The 14,170-nt window shown below is 44.0% G+C and carries 14 protein-coding genes; 9 read left to right on the top strand and 5 right to left on the bottom strand.

The annotated features are described in order from the left end of the window. Window positions 1-96 precede the first annotated feature (96 nt). Window positions 97-453, top strand: a complete 357-nt coding sequence (locus tag AB6F11_RS02535) for a hypothetical protein (protein WP_017060329.1) — start codon at window positions 97-99, stop codon at window positions 451-453. Window positions 454-596: 143 nt separating this feature from the next. On the opposite strand, the gene AB6F11_RS02530 is transcribed toward AB6F11_RS02535, so the two are convergent. Together AB6F11_RS02530 and AB6F11_RS02525 are read right to left on the bottom strand one after the other, a co-directional pair. Next, the gene (locus AB6F11_RS02530; protein WP_102393822.1) at window positions 597-1,721 is read right to left on the bottom strand and encodes a M14-type cytosolic carboxypeptidase; all 1,125 of its coding nucleotides are present in this window, start codon (window positions 1,719-1,721) and stop codon (window positions 597-599) included. Window positions 1,722-1,856: 135 nt separating this feature from the next. Continuing rightward, complete coding sequence (locus AB6F11_RS02525) at window positions 1,857-2,132, bottom strand: nitrogenase-stabilizing/protective protein NifW (protein ID WP_017060331.1); 276 nt, start codon at window positions 2,130-2,132, stop codon at window positions 1,857-1,859. Window positions 2,133-2,439: 307 nt separating this feature from the next. On the opposite strand from AB6F11_RS02525, the gene AB6F11_RS02520 reads away from it, so the two are divergent. The 3 genes from AB6F11_RS02520 (at window position 2,440) to AB6F11_RS02510 (ending at window position 6,358) form a co-directional block, all read left to right on the top strand. Further along, entirely contained in the window at window positions 2,440-3,534 is a 1,095-nt protein-coding gene (locus tag AB6F11_RS02520; RefSeq protein WP_017060332.1) for a NapC/NirT family cytochrome c, read from the top strand. Window positions 3,535-3,556: 22 nt separating this feature from the next. Then, on the top strand, window positions 3,557-6,004 hold the full coding sequence (locus tag AB6F11_RS02515) for a molybdopterin guanine dinucleotide-containing S/N-oxide reductase (RefSeq protein WP_102393821.1): 2,448 nt from the start codon (window positions 3,557-3,559) through the stop codon (window positions 6,002-6,004). A 141-nt stretch (window positions 6,005-6,145) separates the two neighbouring features. Further along, complete coding sequence (locus AB6F11_RS02510) at window positions 6,146-6,358, top strand: TIGR02450 family Trp-rich protein (protein WP_102393820.1); 213 nt, start codon at window positions 6,146-6,148, stop codon at window positions 6,356-6,358. A gap of 29 nt (window positions 6,359-6,387) precedes the next feature. On the opposite strand, the gene AB6F11_RS02505 is transcribed toward AB6F11_RS02510, so the two are convergent. Next, on the bottom strand, window positions 6,388-7,125 hold the full coding sequence (locus tag AB6F11_RS02505; RefSeq protein ID WP_050053016.1) for an HAD-IIB family hydrolase: 738 nt from the start codon (window positions 7,123-7,125) through the stop codon (window positions 6,388-6,390). Window positions 7,126-7,765: 640 nt separating this feature from the next. On the opposite strand from AB6F11_RS02505, the gene proV reads away from it, so the two are divergent. The 3 genes from proV to proX are packed head-to-tail and all read left to right on the top strand — an operon-like array spanning window position 7,766 to window position 11,051. After that, window positions 7,766-8,953, top strand: a complete 1,188-nt coding sequence (gene proV, locus AB6F11_RS02500) for a glycine betaine/L-proline ABC transporter ATP-binding protein ProV (RefSeq protein WP_017067805.1) — start codon at window positions 7,766-7,768, stop codon at window positions 8,951-8,953. 3 nt (window positions 8,954-8,956) lie between these two features. After that, window positions 8,957-10,051, top strand: a complete 1,095-nt coding sequence (gene proW, locus AB6F11_RS02495) for a glycine betaine/L-proline ABC transporter permease ProW (protein WP_102393819.1) — start codon at window positions 8,957-8,959, stop codon at window positions 10,049-10,051. Beyond that, window positions 10,044-11,051, top strand: a complete 1,008-nt coding sequence (gene proX / locus AB6F11_RS02490; RefSeq protein WP_017065372.1) for a glycine betaine/L-proline ABC transporter substrate-binding protein ProX — start codon at window positions 10,044-10,046, stop codon at window positions 11,049-11,051. The genes proW and proX overlap by 8 nt, the downstream gene beginning before the upstream one ends. Window positions 11,052-11,255: 204 nt before the next feature. On the opposite strand, the gene AB6F11_RS02485 is transcribed toward proX, so the two are convergent. Further along, window positions 11,256-11,630, bottom strand: coding sequence for a nuclear transport factor 2 family protein (locus tag AB6F11_RS02485; RefSeq protein WP_017060338.1), 375 nt, complete (start codon window positions 11,628-11,630; stop codon window positions 11,256-11,258). Between the two features lie 144 nt (window positions 11,631-11,774). On the opposite strand from AB6F11_RS02485, the gene AB6F11_RS02480 reads away from it, so the two are divergent. Then, window positions 11,775-12,641, top strand: coding sequence for a LysR family transcriptional regulator (locus AB6F11_RS02480; RefSeq protein WP_102393818.1), 867 nt, complete (start codon window positions 11,775-11,777; stop codon window positions 12,639-12,641). A gap of 28 nt (window positions 12,642-12,669) precedes the next feature. Here the strand turns inward: AB6F11_RS02480 and AB6F11_RS02475 are convergent, their stop codons facing one another. Continuing rightward, a complete protein-coding gene (locus AB6F11_RS02475; protein WP_240699227.1) occupies window positions 12,670-13,779 on the bottom strand; it encodes a DNA-binding transcriptional regulator in 1,110 nt (369 codons plus the stop codon). An 88-nt stretch (window positions 13,780-13,867) separates the two neighbouring features. Here AB6F11_RS02475 and AB6F11_RS02470 point away from each other — a divergent pair, with 88 nt between their 5' ends. Next, window positions 13,868-14,119 carry a TIGR03643 family protein gene (locus tag AB6F11_RS02470; RefSeq protein WP_065583896.1) on the top strand — a complete coding sequence of 84 codons (252 nt, stop codon included), beginning with the start codon at window positions 13,868-13,870 and terminating at the stop codon, window positions 14,117-14,119. Window positions 14,120-14,170 lie beyond the last annotated feature (51 nt).

Below are 14,170 nucleotides of genomic sequence, written 5' to 3'. Positions count from 1 at the left end.
AATTATTAGCTATCAATTTGGTGAATGTGTTTATTTGAGACCAATTGAAGCTACAGCCTATTGCTTGACCGAAATAACAGAGACAGGGAGTCACCAATGCGTGAAGATTCATTCACCCAGAAACGCAAATATTACCGCTTAAAGTACCCTCAAAAGGCTCGTCCGGTGATGCGAATTAAGGATGAGCTTTTTCATGTCAGCGAAGTTTCTGAAAAGGGTGTACGCCTGATGATGCGTAACATCATTCCGGTTTATCGTGGCTTTTCAATGGCCGGCACCTTGAGGTTGCATGACAACAACAGTATCGATATTAGCGGTGCTGTATTGCGACAAGAAGGTGACGAAGTGATCGTTCAGTTATCACAAGGTCCGAGCTTCAAAGATATGGTGTCTGAACAACGCCACATTAGGCAAAGATACCCAGTGTTTTTTGCTAGCCTCAGAGTGGCATAGAAAGCTTTTAAAGTTAGATTCACTCATCCAAGCCGATATTAAAAAGCCCAGCACTTTCACAAGTGCTGGGCTTTGTTCTATCTATAGCCCAGATTCTTATAAACCAAAGGCGATACAGGTAAAGCTAATGAGCTTAGTTCGCCTTATAGCTCGTCTACTGTAGCCCAAACTGCGGCTAGCATATCGTGACCAAACGCGACACTTCGTTCTGGAGACCAGCCGTAAAGTTCGTCAGCGTGACTGATGTGATCTTTAAATGGCATCTCGACGGTGTAAGCCAAACACTTGAATTGCTCACCAATCCAGTTTGTGCCAACCGTCATATTCGCTTTGCCCGGTTCGTCTTTATCGTAACCAAACTCATCTTGGAACTCTGGCGTGATAGTCAGCAGTGCTTGCTTGAAGTGATTTTCTAGTTTAGCAATGCGCTCGTTGTATGAAGGCGTGCCTTCGCTACCTGCTACAAAGTTATATGGGATCGCTTCGTCGCCGTGAATGTCTAGACACAGATCAACGCCCGTTTCTAGCATACGCTCACGAACAAGGAATACTTCTGGGCTACGTTCCATAGAAGGCGATTGCCATTCACGGTTCAGGTTAACGCCAATCGCATTAGTACGCAGGTGACCGCGGATGCTGCCATCTGGGTTCATGTTAGGAACCACGCGGAAAACAACGCTGTCTAGCAGAGAACGACCTACTGTATCTGTTTCATCAAGCAGACGTTGAAGTAGACCTTCGATCAACCATTCAGCCATAGTCTCGCCAGGGTGTTGGCGACCTATAACCCAAATGTTTTTCTTCTCTTCACTTGGCTCACCAATGGTTAGCAAAGTGATGTCATTGTTGTCTAGCGTGTGGCCCAGAGTTTCAAGCTTACAAGCCGGGTGCGTTTGAGTACTGTGCAGAAGATCTTGGTGACGATCGTATGAGTAAGGCGCGAAGTACGCGAAGTACATTGAATCGTGCTCTGGAATGATGTCGAAGCTTAGTGTGTCGCCATCGAATTGAGATGGGATACGGAACCACTCTTCACGGTCGTACGATGCAACCACATCATAATCTTTCCAGCCTTCAGGATACGCCGATGTTGCCAGTTGACCGATTTCGAAGTGGTGTGCTTGTTGAGCATCGCTTTCTAAGCGGAAGTGGAACCACTGAGAGATTTCAGTTTGGTAGTCTGCTGGGATAGTCAGTTGAATGTTTTGTGGTGAATCTGCAGAAACGACGTGAATGTTGCCGCTTTCGAAATTGCTGAAAATTTTCATTGTAGTTTTTATCTCGTAGTTGAGTTGCCGTAAGACTAGCACACTTTTTTTCGAGCAAACCACTAACTAAATCGTAATGAGATGTTATTTCAACTATCTACTTTTTAGTTCTCTACTTTGAGCAGTACTTCCTATCTATCGACGCTGACAAGTTGTACACCCACGACAGGCTGAACGTGTGTGGCGATCTAACTTGCTGCGTTGAACCTTACAATAAGCGTTTTTCAGCGCTCTTCGTCCAGAGAACCAATCATCGGGTTTTGACAGGATCAGATAACCATTAAAGCGTTTCATAAGCTCGACTCTATTTTGGTTGATGAACTTGCTATCAAACCCAATTTCGAAGTAATCAAGCGCTTGTTCAATCGAGGTGAAACTCGCCATTTTTTGTTGGAATTCTGTTTGGTTCATTGAGTGAGGAGTTTATGAAAAATAGATAGCCAATATTGTAATAGATTTACAATTTACTTCTTTGACTTAGAAAGCCGTTTTGTCTCGTTGATGTTGGATTAATCAATAATGAATATTTAACCGCTGCTTCTTATTTGGTGGGTGATTGTATCTGGTGGGGAATAATTTCGTGAAGTGACCTTGGGTTCTCATAAAGGTTCAATTTTTGTTCCTCAGAATGCGATTTATGATCCAAATCAAACTGATCTACCCCTAAAGTACTATTCTGATCTTAATTGTAACCAATTGTTGAAGATGATTAAGAATTATGACAATAAAAAAACGTTATATCGCACTAATAGCGGCGGTTGGTATAGGTATTGGCTGGTTAACCTTAGGGGGAACTGCAGCCGTTATGCACTATACATCGAGCACTGAGTTTTGTGTTTCTTGCCACACAATGGAAGCACCCCACAAAGAATACCAAGGTTCTGTACACTTCAGTAACGCAAAAGGCATTCGAGCTGAATGTGCCGATTGCCACATTCCAACTGATCCGATTGACTACGTGATCACCAAAGTAAGAGCGTCCAAAGACATCTACCACGAATTTATTTCAGGTAAGATAGACACGCCTGAGAAATATGAAGCACACCGTGAAGAGATGGCTGAGACAGTTTGGGCTCAATTCCGCGAGAATGACTCAGCGACTTGTCGCTCTTGTCACGAATTCGATGCAATGGAAGAGTTCGAGCAATCTCGTGATGCAGCAAAAATGCATGCTTATGGTCGTGAAAATAACCAAACGTGTATCGATTGTCACAAAGGCGTTGCACATTTTGCTCCTGAAGCTCAGCTAGATAGCAAAGCGTTCGATACCCTGATCGCATTTACGAAAAACACGCCAGCAGATGCGAAAGTGGTTTACCCAGTAACCGATATCGCAATGGGTGACTTCGGCAGTGTAAACCCAACAGCAGAACTGCAAGTGGTCAAGGCTGAAGGCGACAACCGTACTGTGACTTTGAATGCATTCCAAATGAAAGGTGCAGAGCAAGTGCTTTACTTCGGTGAAGGCCAACGTGCAATCGTTGCGACATTGACAGACAAAGGTCAAGAAGCACTGACTACTGGTGACTATAAAGCCGATGCTTACGGTAACGAGTGGCGTTCAGTTGCGCTAACGGGTGATATCACTTCTCCAGTTGTCGATAAACTAGACCCAATCTGGTCTTACGCAGAAGAGTTGGACAACGTTTACTGTGCAACGTGTCACGCGAAAATTCCTTCAAACCACTTCACTGTGAATGCTTGGGGACCTGTTGCGAAAAGTATGGGCGACCGTACAGACATTTCTGAGCAAAACCTTGAGCTGCTGACTAAGTACTTCCAAAACCACGCGAAAGACGTTGTTGGTCACTAAAGAGAATTAGAAGGATAAAATTATGACTAATATGACACGTCGTGGATTTATGAAAGGCACAGGTATTACAGCTGGTGCGTTGGCATTCACATCTTTGACGCCGATGAGCGCAATTGCTTCGGACAAACGTGGTTCTGGTGTTCTAACATCAGGTCGTATGGGACCAATGCTGTGTGAAGTGAAAGATGGCAAGTTAGTGTCGACGACGAATGCACTGGCACAAACGGTTCCAAATAGCCTGCAGACCACAGGCCCTGATCAAGTACACACCAAAGCGCGTGTTAAGTACCCTATGGTTCGTAAAGGCTACTTGGCTAACCCATCTGCACCTGAAGGTGTACGTGGGAGTGATGAATTTGTTCGTATCTCTTGGGATGAAGTGTACAAATTGATTCACCAACAACACTCACGTATTCGTCAAGAGCACGGTGCGGAATCTGTATTCGCAGGCTCTTATGGCTGGCGTTCAAGTGGTGTTCTGCACAAAGCGCAAACGCTTCTACAACGTTACATGAGCATGGCTGGTGGTTACTCTGGTCACTTAGGTGATTACTCAACAGGTGCTGCGCAAGTTATCATGCCGCACGTTGTGGGTTCGATTGAGGTGTATGAACAGCAGACGACTTACCCAGTTATCCTTGAGCACAGTGATGTGGTGGTACTTTGGGGCCTAAACCCAATTAACACCTTGAAGATCGCTTGGAGCTCAACCGACTGTGCAGGTCTTGAGTTCTTCCACCAGTTGAAGAAGTCGGGCAAGACAGTGATTGCGATTGACCCAATGCGCTCTGAGACTATCGAGTTTTTTGGTGACAACGCAGAGTGGATTGCTCCTCACCCAATGACTGACGTAGCCATGATGATGGGTATCGCACACACGTTAGTGAAACAGGGTAAGCACGATAAAGATTTCTTGGGTAAATACACAACAGGTTACGACGTATTCGAAGCTTACTTGATGGGTAAGGAAGACGGCGTAGAAAAATCTGCTGAGTGGGCGTCTGAGATCTGTGGTGTGCCAGTGAAGCAGCTTGAGCTACTTGCGGATATCTTCAGTAAGAACCGTACTATGCTGATGTCTGGCTGGGGTATGCAGCGTCAACAATACGGTGAACAACGTCACTGGATGTTGGTTACGCTAGCGACAATGCTAGGTCAAGTTGGCTTGCCTGGTGGTGGTTTCGGTCTTTCTTACCACTACTCAAACGGTGGTAACCCTGCTCGTGATGCAGGCGTACTTCCTGCGATTTCAGCGTCACTTGGCGGTGGTTCTTCGGCGGGTAACGATTGGGCTGTTTCAGGATCTGTGAACGCATTCCCTGTAGCGCGTATTGTTGAAGCGCTAGAAAACCCGGGTTCAAGCTACCATCACAATGGTCACAACCTAACGTTCCCAGAGATCAAAATGATCTGGTGGGCAGGCGGTGCGAACTTTACTCACCACCAAGATACCAACCGCTTGATCAAAGCTTGGCAAAAGCCTGAGCTGATTGTTATCTCAGAACCTTACTGGACAGCAGCAGCTAAGCACGCGGATATTGTTCTGCCAATTACTACATCGTTTGAACGTAATGATATGACGATGACGGGTGACTACAGTAACCAACACTTAGTGCCAATGAAGAAAGTGGTTGAGCCACAAGGTGAAGCTCGTAACGATTTCGATGTATTTGCGGACATGTCTGAGTTACTTGCTCCGGGTGGTCGTGATGTGTACACCGAAGGCAAGACCGAGATGGAATGGCTGTATGGTTTCTACAAAACCGCACAGCAAGGTGGTCGTGGTCAGCGTATCGTAATGCCTAACTTCAGCAAGTTCTGGGAAGATAATCAGTTGATCGAGATGAAGTGGAACGAGAAGAACGCACAGTTTGTTCGTTACGCTGATTTTCGTGAGAACCCAATCATGAACCCACTAGGCACACCAAGTGGCAAGTTCGAGATATTCTCAAGAACCATTGAAGGTTACCAACTAGATGATTGCCCTGCACACCCAACTTGGTTAGAACCAACAGAGTACACAGGCAACGCTAAAGATGGCGAACTGCAACTGATGACAGCGCACGCCGCGCACCGTCTGCATAGCCAGTTCAACTACGCGAAGATCCGCGAAGAGTATGCGATTGCAGACCGTGAGCCGATTTCAATTCACCCTGAAGATGCGAAAGCTCGAGGCATTAAAACGGGTGACTTGGTTCGTGCACATAATGGTCGTGGACAAGTATTGGTGGGTGCATTAGTGACGGATGGCATCAAACAAGGCTCTGTATGTATCCATGAAGGCGGTTGGCCTGATTTAGATAAAGAGACAGGCCTATGTAAAAACGGTGGCTGTAACGTGCTTACGTTAGATATCCCGACTTCTCGTTTGGCGAATGGCTGTGCTGCAAACTCTGCGCTTGTGAAGATTGAAAAATACACAGGTCCAGTATTAGAACTCACGGCATTTGATCCACCTAAAAACGGCTAATCTTTAACAAGTAATAGCTAACTGAATGAAGCCAGCCTAATCGCTGGCTTTTTTTGATCCTTTTCTTGCGATGAAGACTATTACTCAATGTCGGCTAGACATCCCATAATAATCAATGACATCTAAGCGAGAAATAAGCTCATGAATCGAATCAATCCAAAGAAACTACTTCGCAGTAAATGGACGGCCGTTAGCCCAATAAAGAGAGAAAAACACTTTATGGTCACAGAGGTCGAGTTTGAAGAAGGGGAGGTCATTCGTTGTTTAATAGAAGCGGTGATGACCAAACGTGAGGAAGACATCAACTGGCGGGATCTCACCGACAAGGATCATTGGCTTCCCGGTTGGAAATAAGGATAGCAAGTAGGGAGCAGTCCTTATTTCTAATTACCCGCTGCTGCACGTCCTTGCCAGTATTTAAGGCCTTCTAAGACACCCTCAGCATGTGTTGCTCTACTCGTGTATACGTTGTCTCTATCCGATAGGTGAGCAACCTCTGGGTAATGGTTAGCAACCAGTATCGAGTTTACGCCTTCAATGGTGAGCATTGAGGTGTCGTTAGCTGAGTCACCTGCGACGCACACTTCTGCAACGCTCAAATCGTGTTGTTCGAGTAGGTGGTGAATCGCAGTCGCCTTGTTAACGCCTTTTGGTGTGATATCTAAGTACCAATCATGAGAGTAAGTAAGGTGAACATCTAATCCGTGCATCTCCAAGCTAGATTCAATCAGTTCGTGTTGAGGCTCTGAAAGCTTTCCTTCAAAGGTGATCTTGTAATCGCCTTGATGGTTCTCTATCCGCTCACCCATAAAATCAAGGGGGGCGAGAGCCGTCTCTACCTTTGATTTGTTCCAAGAAGCTTCCAGTTGGTTATGCCAAACATGGTCTGGTTTTTGGGAATGAACATGATGAATTTTGGTGCCCACATCGCTAATAATACTGTGTGGTTTCGGGTAGTTATCCGATTCTAAACCCATTCGAATCGAAGGTAATGTTCTTCCTGTCGCGATGATAAAGCGAATATCAGGTTGTTCTGTGAGGTAATCAAATAGCTGGTTAACACCGTGAGATGAGCCTCCATCCAGCGTTCCGTCAAAGTCACACACCAGCATTTTTATCATTCGAATTCCTTGTCTTTTTCTCTATTTCGTCACGGGAAAATGCTTATTTCTTTTATAAAGAATGGCTCAGCAATGAGCACTCTACAAGTTGAAGTTCAGCTTAGATAATCACCAATTGACAGTTTGCAGCAAGTATCACAGTTGGTGTGACGTATTAAGATTCTTGGTTGAAAAGGTTGATTTCAACTCGCTGACTTTAGCCGGTTGACCTTTGGTTTTTAGGTAGAGATTGAGAGTTGATCTTATATTTTTTATCGAGCGAACTTTCGCCTCGGAAACATCATGAAAGCTTAATAAATAGTTCGTATTCGAATTGTTTGTGCACGAACTAATTATGGCTTTTGTTGGTTCATTCAGCCTATTAATTACTCTAATGTAAAATTAATATTCAATAATCTACGACTACGTAATACATAATATTGGCCGTACGCTTATCTAATTTATCCCTTTTATTATCAGTAGCTTGCTTTGTTTTTGCTTATTTTTTGGTCTTGTTGTTGCTGGTCTGGTTTCAGTCTGTTGCCTTGTTTTACCGAGCGAAGAACCTTGATTTACACGTGTCAATTACTTAGAGTGCTAATTGTTTTTCGGGTTTAAATAACCAATTTAAGTTTAAATAACTGAGAAAGGATTAGATTACATGGATCCCATACTGGAAGTTAAGGGACTGTACAAGGTGTTTGGTGAAGACACCGACCGTGCTTTTACAATGATTAATGAAGGCGCAAATAAAGATAAAGTTTTCGAAGAAACAGGGCTAACGATCGGCGTTAACGATGTTTCTCTTAGTATCCAAGAAGGCGAGATTTTCGTCATTATGGGACTGTCAGGATCTGGCAAATCAACCCTAGTACGCCTTCTTAACCGCTTGATCGAACCAACCAAAGGCAATGTGCTTCTTCGAGGCAAAGACATTGCCCACATCTCAGAAGATGAACTCCGCGAAGTTCGCCGCAACAACATCTCGATGGTTTTCCAAAATTTCGCTTTGATGCCGCATATGACGGTCATCGAGAATGCCGCATTTGGTCTAGAGCTTGCGGGTGTTGAAGTTGAGCAACGAAAGCAGTCAGCACTTGAAGCACTTGAACGTGTTGGCCTTGGCGCATATTCAGAATCTTACCCAGATGAGTTGTCTGGTGGTATGAAGCAGCGTGTTGGTTTGGCTCGTGCACTAGCATGTGACCCAGATATCTTGTTGATGGATGAAGCGTTCTCGGCGCTCGATCCTTTGATTCGTACTGAAATGCAAGATGAGCTTATTCGCCTTCAAAATGACGATAAACGAACCATTGTTTTTATCTCGCATGATTTGGATGAAGCGATGCGTATCGGTGACCGAATTGCGATTATGCAAAATGGCGAAGTGGTTCAAGTCGGTACTCCAGACGATATTCTTAGTAACCCAGCGAATGATTATGTCGAAGCTTTCTTCCGTGGTGTGAACGTAGCAAGCGTACTTACTGTGAAAGACATTGCGCGTAAGAAGCCAGCTGCGGTATTTAAAAAATCAGAACACGATGGCCCAGCGTCCGCTCTACAAATTTTGATGGATAACGACCGCGAGTACGGCATCGTAGTTGAGAAGAGCAGCCGTTACTCCGGCATTGTCTCTATCGACTCGCTTCGTAAAGCCCACAAAGAGAACAAATCACTCATCAGCGCACAGCTCGATGATGGACTAACGCTGAACCCTGATTTACCAATCAATGATGTGCTTGGCCTAGTTGGTGGTGTGCCTTACTCAGTGCCTGTTGTGGATGAGCAAGGTAATTACTTTGGCGTGGTGACTAAGTCACGACTGTTACAAACATTGGATAAGGGGTAGATCATGTCGTCTGAACAAACAAATAATGACCCATGGTCTCAATCGGCTCCTCCAGCTCAACCTGCAAGTGATCCTTGGGGTCAATCCGCTGATACCTCACCGTCAGCGGATTGGTTAAGCAGCGAAACCGTTGAAACGACACCTTTTGATCCACTTAACCCTTTTGCAGAGGCTGTGCTGCCTGTTGACACTTGGGTTGAGTCTGGACTGAATTGGTTAGTTGAGCACGGACGCCCATTATTCCAGGCAATCCGTGTGCCTATCGATTTTATCCTAAGTTCATTTGAAACGGCGTTGGTGTCTACGCCAGCACCATTCATGTTGATCATCTTGTTTCTAGTGGCATGGCAGTTTTCAAACTTGAAGCTTGGCGTTGCAACGGCCGTATCTTTGACTTTCATTGGCTTGATTGGCGCTTGGTCTGAAGCAATGACCACATTGTCACTGGTCATGACATCCGTATTCTTCTGCCTATTGATTGGCTTACCCATGGGGATATGGCTCGCTCGAAGTAACACGGCGGCTAAATTCGTGCGCCCAATTTTGGATGCTATGCAAACCACACCAGCCTTCGTTTATTTAGTACCGATCGTCATGTTGTTTGGTATCGGTAACGTTCCGGGTGTCGTGGTGACCATCATATTCGCACTTCCTCCTGTTGTTCGTTTGACCATTTTGGGTATTCAGCAAGTTCCGGAAGAATTGATCGAAGCGGGTCACTCATTCGGTGCAAGCAAAAAGCAGATGCTTTACCGAATTCAACTGCCACTTGCATTGCCAACTATCATGGCGGGCGTGAACCAAACACTGATGTTGTCGCTATCTATGGTGGTTATCGCATCAATGATTGCGGTAGGCGGTTTAGGTCAAATGGTACTGAGAGGTATTGGCCGTTTAGATATGGGACTGGCCGCTGTTGGTGGCTTAGGTATCGTTATCTTAGCCATCTTATTAGACCGCATCACCCAAGTACTTGGTGTCAACGCTGGTAATACAAAATTACGCTGGTATCGCATGGGACCTGTTTCCCTTGTACTGAATGTACTTAATCGCGGTAACAAATCAGAACTTCAATTAAGGAAAAACACCAATGAATAATTCATGGAAGAGTAAACTCGCAGTAAGCATCGTTTCTACATTAGCGGTATCGACTAACGTGTGGGCAGCAAGCCTACCGGGTGAGGGCGTATCAGTTCAGCCTGTTCAATCGTCTGTAGCGGAAGAGACGTTCCAAACATTGATCGTTAACCGTGCTCTAGAAGAATTGGGTTATGACGTGAAATCAACTCAAGAAGTGGACTACAACGTAGGCTACACCTCGATTGCAAAGGGTGACGCAACGTTCCTAACGGTAGGTTGGTTCCCGCTTCATGCTGATAAATACACAATGGCAGGTGGTGATGAGAAATTCTACCGTGAAGGCCAATATGTAAGCGGCGCTGCTCAAGGTTACCTAATTGATAAGAAAACGGCTGAAAAGTACAACATCACCAACATTGGTCAATTAACTGATCCAAAAATCGCGAAGCTGTTTGATGCGGACGGTGATGGCAAAGCAGACCTAACAGGCTGTAACCCAGGTTGGGGTTGTGAGATGGTGATTGAACACCAACTTTCAGCGTTCAAACTGGACGATACGGTAACTCACAACCAAGGTAACTACGCTGCAATCATTGCAGATACAATTTCTCGTTACCAAAAGGGTGAATCAATCCTTTACTACACGTGGACACCTTACTGGGTAAGTGGCGTATTGGTGCCTAACGAAGATGTAGTTTGGTTAGAAGTTCCTTTCTCAGCACTTCCTGGCGAGCGTTCGAACGTGGATACGACGCTATCTAACGGCAAAAACTACGGCTTCGAAATGAACTCAATGCGCATTATTGCGAATAAAGAGTTTGCTAAGAACAACCCATCAGCAGCGAAGCTTTTTGAAATCATCAAACTTAACATCAATGATGTAAGCGCTCAGAACATGATGATGAGTAAAGGTAAGAACAGCTCTGCTGATATCGAAGCGCACGTAAACGGTTGGATCAAAGCGAACCAAAGCACGTTCGATGGTTGGATTACAGAAGCGAAGAAAGCAGCACTGTAACTTTGACTTGTATTTGTTCTGTCTTACCAGACACTTTGATTTGAAATGATGAGCGTGTTGAGTGATTGTGTAGAGTCACTCAATCACCTTCAAACCAAGTGAAAGGGCGACAAGAGTGAACATTATAAAGCCAGCAGTCCATTTGGATTGCTGGCTTTTTGTTTTCTGTTTCTATTTTTGAGCTTCTAGCTGTTAATTACAGCTCTAGCGTTCGCCTTGAACTTCGAAGTTGTCGCTGACTAAGCGAGCGCAGCCATCGGCTTCAAGTGCCCAGTGTTCATGATGTACAACGCCAAACGCTTTGTTCATTGTCCAACTCGCGGTAAGAATGTAACCGCCGTCTGGGTGCTCTTCCCATTTTACATCGGTGTAATCAACGTCTTTGAAACCTTGGTCGATGATGTTTTGCCAAAATGCTTGAATCGCTTCATGACCTTCAAAAGTACCAAATGGACGCGCTTCCATTACACAGCTTTTAGTATATTGATCGGCACAACCTTTCGCATCTTGGTTGTTGAAAGCCTTTTGCCACGCGTTAATGCCTTGCTTACATGCTTCTAAAATTTGGTTGTCTAACATTGTCTTTCTCCATAACAGTCTTGTTGTTTCGAGCACTGTCTTTTTTATTTGGTATTTCGATAAGTTGAATTGAGTTTAGTCTTGGAAATTGATTTGAAAAACAGAGATAATAGAAAATACTGTTTGTAAAAAGAGAACAATAAGATGAGTAAGCTAAAGCAGATGTCGATTTTCGCTCATATCGTAGAGCAGGGTTCAGTCTCGGCTGCGGCTGAAAAGTTAGAGTTATCTAAGTCCGTCGTCAGTCAACATCTCAAAATTCTAGAACAAGAGTTAGGCGCCTCTCTCCTTAAACGCACAACACGAAGACAAACTTTGACAAGCATGGGTGAGCGCTTTTATTTGAGTTGCAAAGACATCAATGTGATCGCTGAATCGGCTTGGGATATGGCAAAAGCCGAGCTAGAAGAGCCACAAGGCCGGATTCGTATCACAGCTCCGAATGCCTTGATGGATTTATTGGTAGCGCCTGTTATTGCCGATCTGATGAAACAATATCCGAAGTTAAAGCCAGAACTGATAAGCGACGATCAGCATTTAGACTTCATGGAGCACGATATTGATCTCGCGGTACGAGTGGGCAGTTCTCGTGACAGTAACCTCAAACAGAAACGGTTAGGTGAGTTTAAAGATGTGTTGTGTGGCGTCACAAGCATGCGTGAACGTGAGCTTGAATCGATTCCTTACATTGCAAACTCTTGGCAGGGGAAGCAGGTGACTCACCATTTCAGTTCTTTAACTGAAGAAGGCTTTGTCTATCAACAACAAGCTAGCTGCGTTACCAATTCATTTCACAGTTGTCTTGCGCTGATTAAATCGGGTGTTGGCATTGGTGTGATTCCAGACTTCTGTGTTCCTCAGTTATCTGGTGAAGTTGTCGACGTGCTGCCAAGCTTTGAATTACCCACCAATACGGTTTATGCGCTAAATCCATTTGCTTCAAATACGCCTATCGCCATCAAGCTGTGTATCCAAGCGTTGGAAGAAAAGCTTAAGCAGAATTTAGTATAAGCTTTCTATCGTTGGTAAAATCCGGTGCTTAACCATATTTACTAATAAAAGAAATAACATGTTTATTACTCAGTAATTCGATCTTGTCGATAGTCAGTACGCAATAGCGGTAGTTTTTGTTTTTGAAGGTGATGTTCGACTTTTGTTCTGTTGGTTCTGAAAACTTCCATATTTCAAATCCAAGGTTTTTCATCAGCTCCAATGCATTTGGGTTTTTGATCATCATAGAGAATTTCTTGATCTTAGTATTGCTTGCAAGAAGCTTCATATCGGAAATCAGGTTCGCAATAGATTGTTCGCGCTTCTCAGAGTGACCGCTAACCACAATGTAATTTAAGTTATGATTAGACTCTAAAGAGCAAGCTTGCTTAATATGTAGATGCTTATTTTGGTATTGCTCGAACACCTCTTCGTTGAAGAAAAAACCTAGGCTATGACTAACAATATCGCCACTAACATCGACCATTTTTCTGCCATGCGCCTTTTTTTCACTGCAATAGAGAAACAGGTCGATGGTATCAAGGGCTGAAGGATCCATCTTTGTATATTGTGAAATCAGCTTTATTCTATCTATTACTGCTTTGTCATTCTGATCTGTCATTAGTGGCATGATCTGACAGTCGCAGCCTTCTTCTATTTCCCCTTTAGAGATAGACGATATTCGGCTTTGAAACGAAAAGAACCTCTCACGAAGGAAGTCTTCAAGTAATGCACTGTCTTCGTTATCTTCTGAATCAAAGGATTTCAACGTTGTATACAAGTCCAGACCAAGGCAGTCCAATAACTTTAGGGCTTTGTAATTACTTGGTTTTACTTTGCTATTTTCCCATCGATTTATCGTTACGACATCTACAGAGCTGAATTCATCATCTAAGTGATTAATGTATGCCGCAAAATCCTTTTGCGTTAACTTCAATTTCTTGCGCGCTTCGCGCAGTAATTGCGGAAATTTCATCATGGTAGAATATTCATCTTTGATTAGTGACATTACGTTCCGATTAGTCAGATAGTCTATTTTATCAATCGTTAATATACAGTAGCTATAATATTTATTTTTGAATGTAATATTACATTTTTTAGCAGAAGGTTCTGAAAATCTAAATACTTCAAACCCCACACTCTTCAAGAGTCTCATCATATATACGCGTTCAATTCAAAGTGTTTGTCCTGTGATCTTTAAATTTGGAACGAGCGTATTTCTCCCAGTTTATTAAGGAAGAATATGTATGATGTTATCCAAAGAGAATGAATCAAGAATTATTGAAATGGCGTGGGAAGACAGAACGCCGTTTGAAGCAATAGAACAGCAATTTGGTTTGAATGAATCGCAAGTGATTCGTTTTATGCGTAGCCATCTCAAGCTTGGCAGTTTTAAGCTGTGGCGCTCACGTGTTTCTGGGCGCTCGACCAAGCATGTAAAACTGCGCAGTTCGGACGTTTCGAGAGGTTATTGTCCGACTCAGTACAAGCATCGTTAAAAGAGGGGATGCCCAGCAAGTATCCCAAATCAACACACAGATATGGGAAAT

The organism is Vibrio sp. 10N.247.311.14 (genome assembly GCF_041467715.1).
GTDB classification, from domain to species: Bacteria; Pseudomonadota; Gammaproteobacteria; order Enterobacterales; family Vibrionaceae; genus Vibrio; species Vibrio crassostreae_C.
This window is presented reverse-complemented; position numbering and strand designations above follow the sequence as displayed.

Excerpts from the sequence above, each read along its gene's own strand:
- AB6F11_RS02535 (WP_017060329.1), top strand. The coding sequence starts at position 97 with ATGCGTGAAGATTCATTCACCCAGAAACGCAAATATTACCGCTTAAAG.
- AB6F11_RS02530 (WP_102393822.1), bottom strand. The coding sequence starts at position 1,721 with ATGAAAATTTTCAGCAATTTCGAAAGCGGCAACATTCACGTCGTTTCT.
- AB6F11_RS02525 (WP_017060331.1), bottom strand. The coding sequence starts at position 2,132 with ATGAACCAAACAGAATTCCAACAAAAAATGGCGAGTTTCACCTCGATT.
- AB6F11_RS02520 (WP_017060332.1), top strand. The coding sequence starts at position 2,440 with ATGACAATAAAAAAACGTTATATCGCACTAATAGCGGCGGTTGGTATA.
- AB6F11_RS02515 (WP_102393821.1), top strand. The coding sequence starts at position 3,557 with ATGACTAATATGACACGTCGTGGATTTATGAAAGGCACAGGTATTACA.
- AB6F11_RS02510 (WP_102393820.1), top strand. The coding sequence starts at position 6,146 with ATGAATCGAATCAATCCAAAGAAACTACTTCGCAGTAAATGGACGGCC.
- AB6F11_RS02505 (WP_050053016.1), bottom strand. The coding sequence starts at position 7,125 with ATGATAAAAATGCTGGTGTGTGACTTTGACGGAACGCTGGATGGAGGC.
- proV (WP_017067805.1), top strand. The coding sequence starts at position 7,766 with ATGGATCCCATACTGGAAGTTAAGGGACTGTACAAGGTGTTTGGTGAA.
- proW (WP_102393819.1), top strand. The coding sequence starts at position 8,957 with ATGTCGTCTGAACAAACAAATAATGACCCATGGTCTCAATCGGCTCCT.
- proX (WP_017065372.1), top strand. The coding sequence starts at position 10,044 with ATGAATAATTCATGGAAGAGTAAACTCGCAGTAAGCATCGTTTCTACA.
- AB6F11_RS02485 (WP_017060338.1), bottom strand. The coding sequence starts at position 11,630 with ATGTTAGACAACCAAATTTTAGAAGCATGTAAGCAAGGCATTAACGCG.
- AB6F11_RS02480 (WP_102393818.1), top strand. The coding sequence starts at position 11,775 with ATGAGTAAGCTAAAGCAGATGTCGATTTTCGCTCATATCGTAGAGCAG.
- AB6F11_RS02475 (WP_240699227.1), bottom strand. The coding sequence starts at position 13,779 with ATGATGAGACTCTTGAAGAGTGTGGGGTTTGAAGTATTTAGATTTTCA.
- AB6F11_RS02470 (WP_065583896.1), top strand. The coding sequence starts at position 13,868 with ATGATGTTATCCAAAGAGAATGAATCAAGAATTATTGAAATGGCGTGG.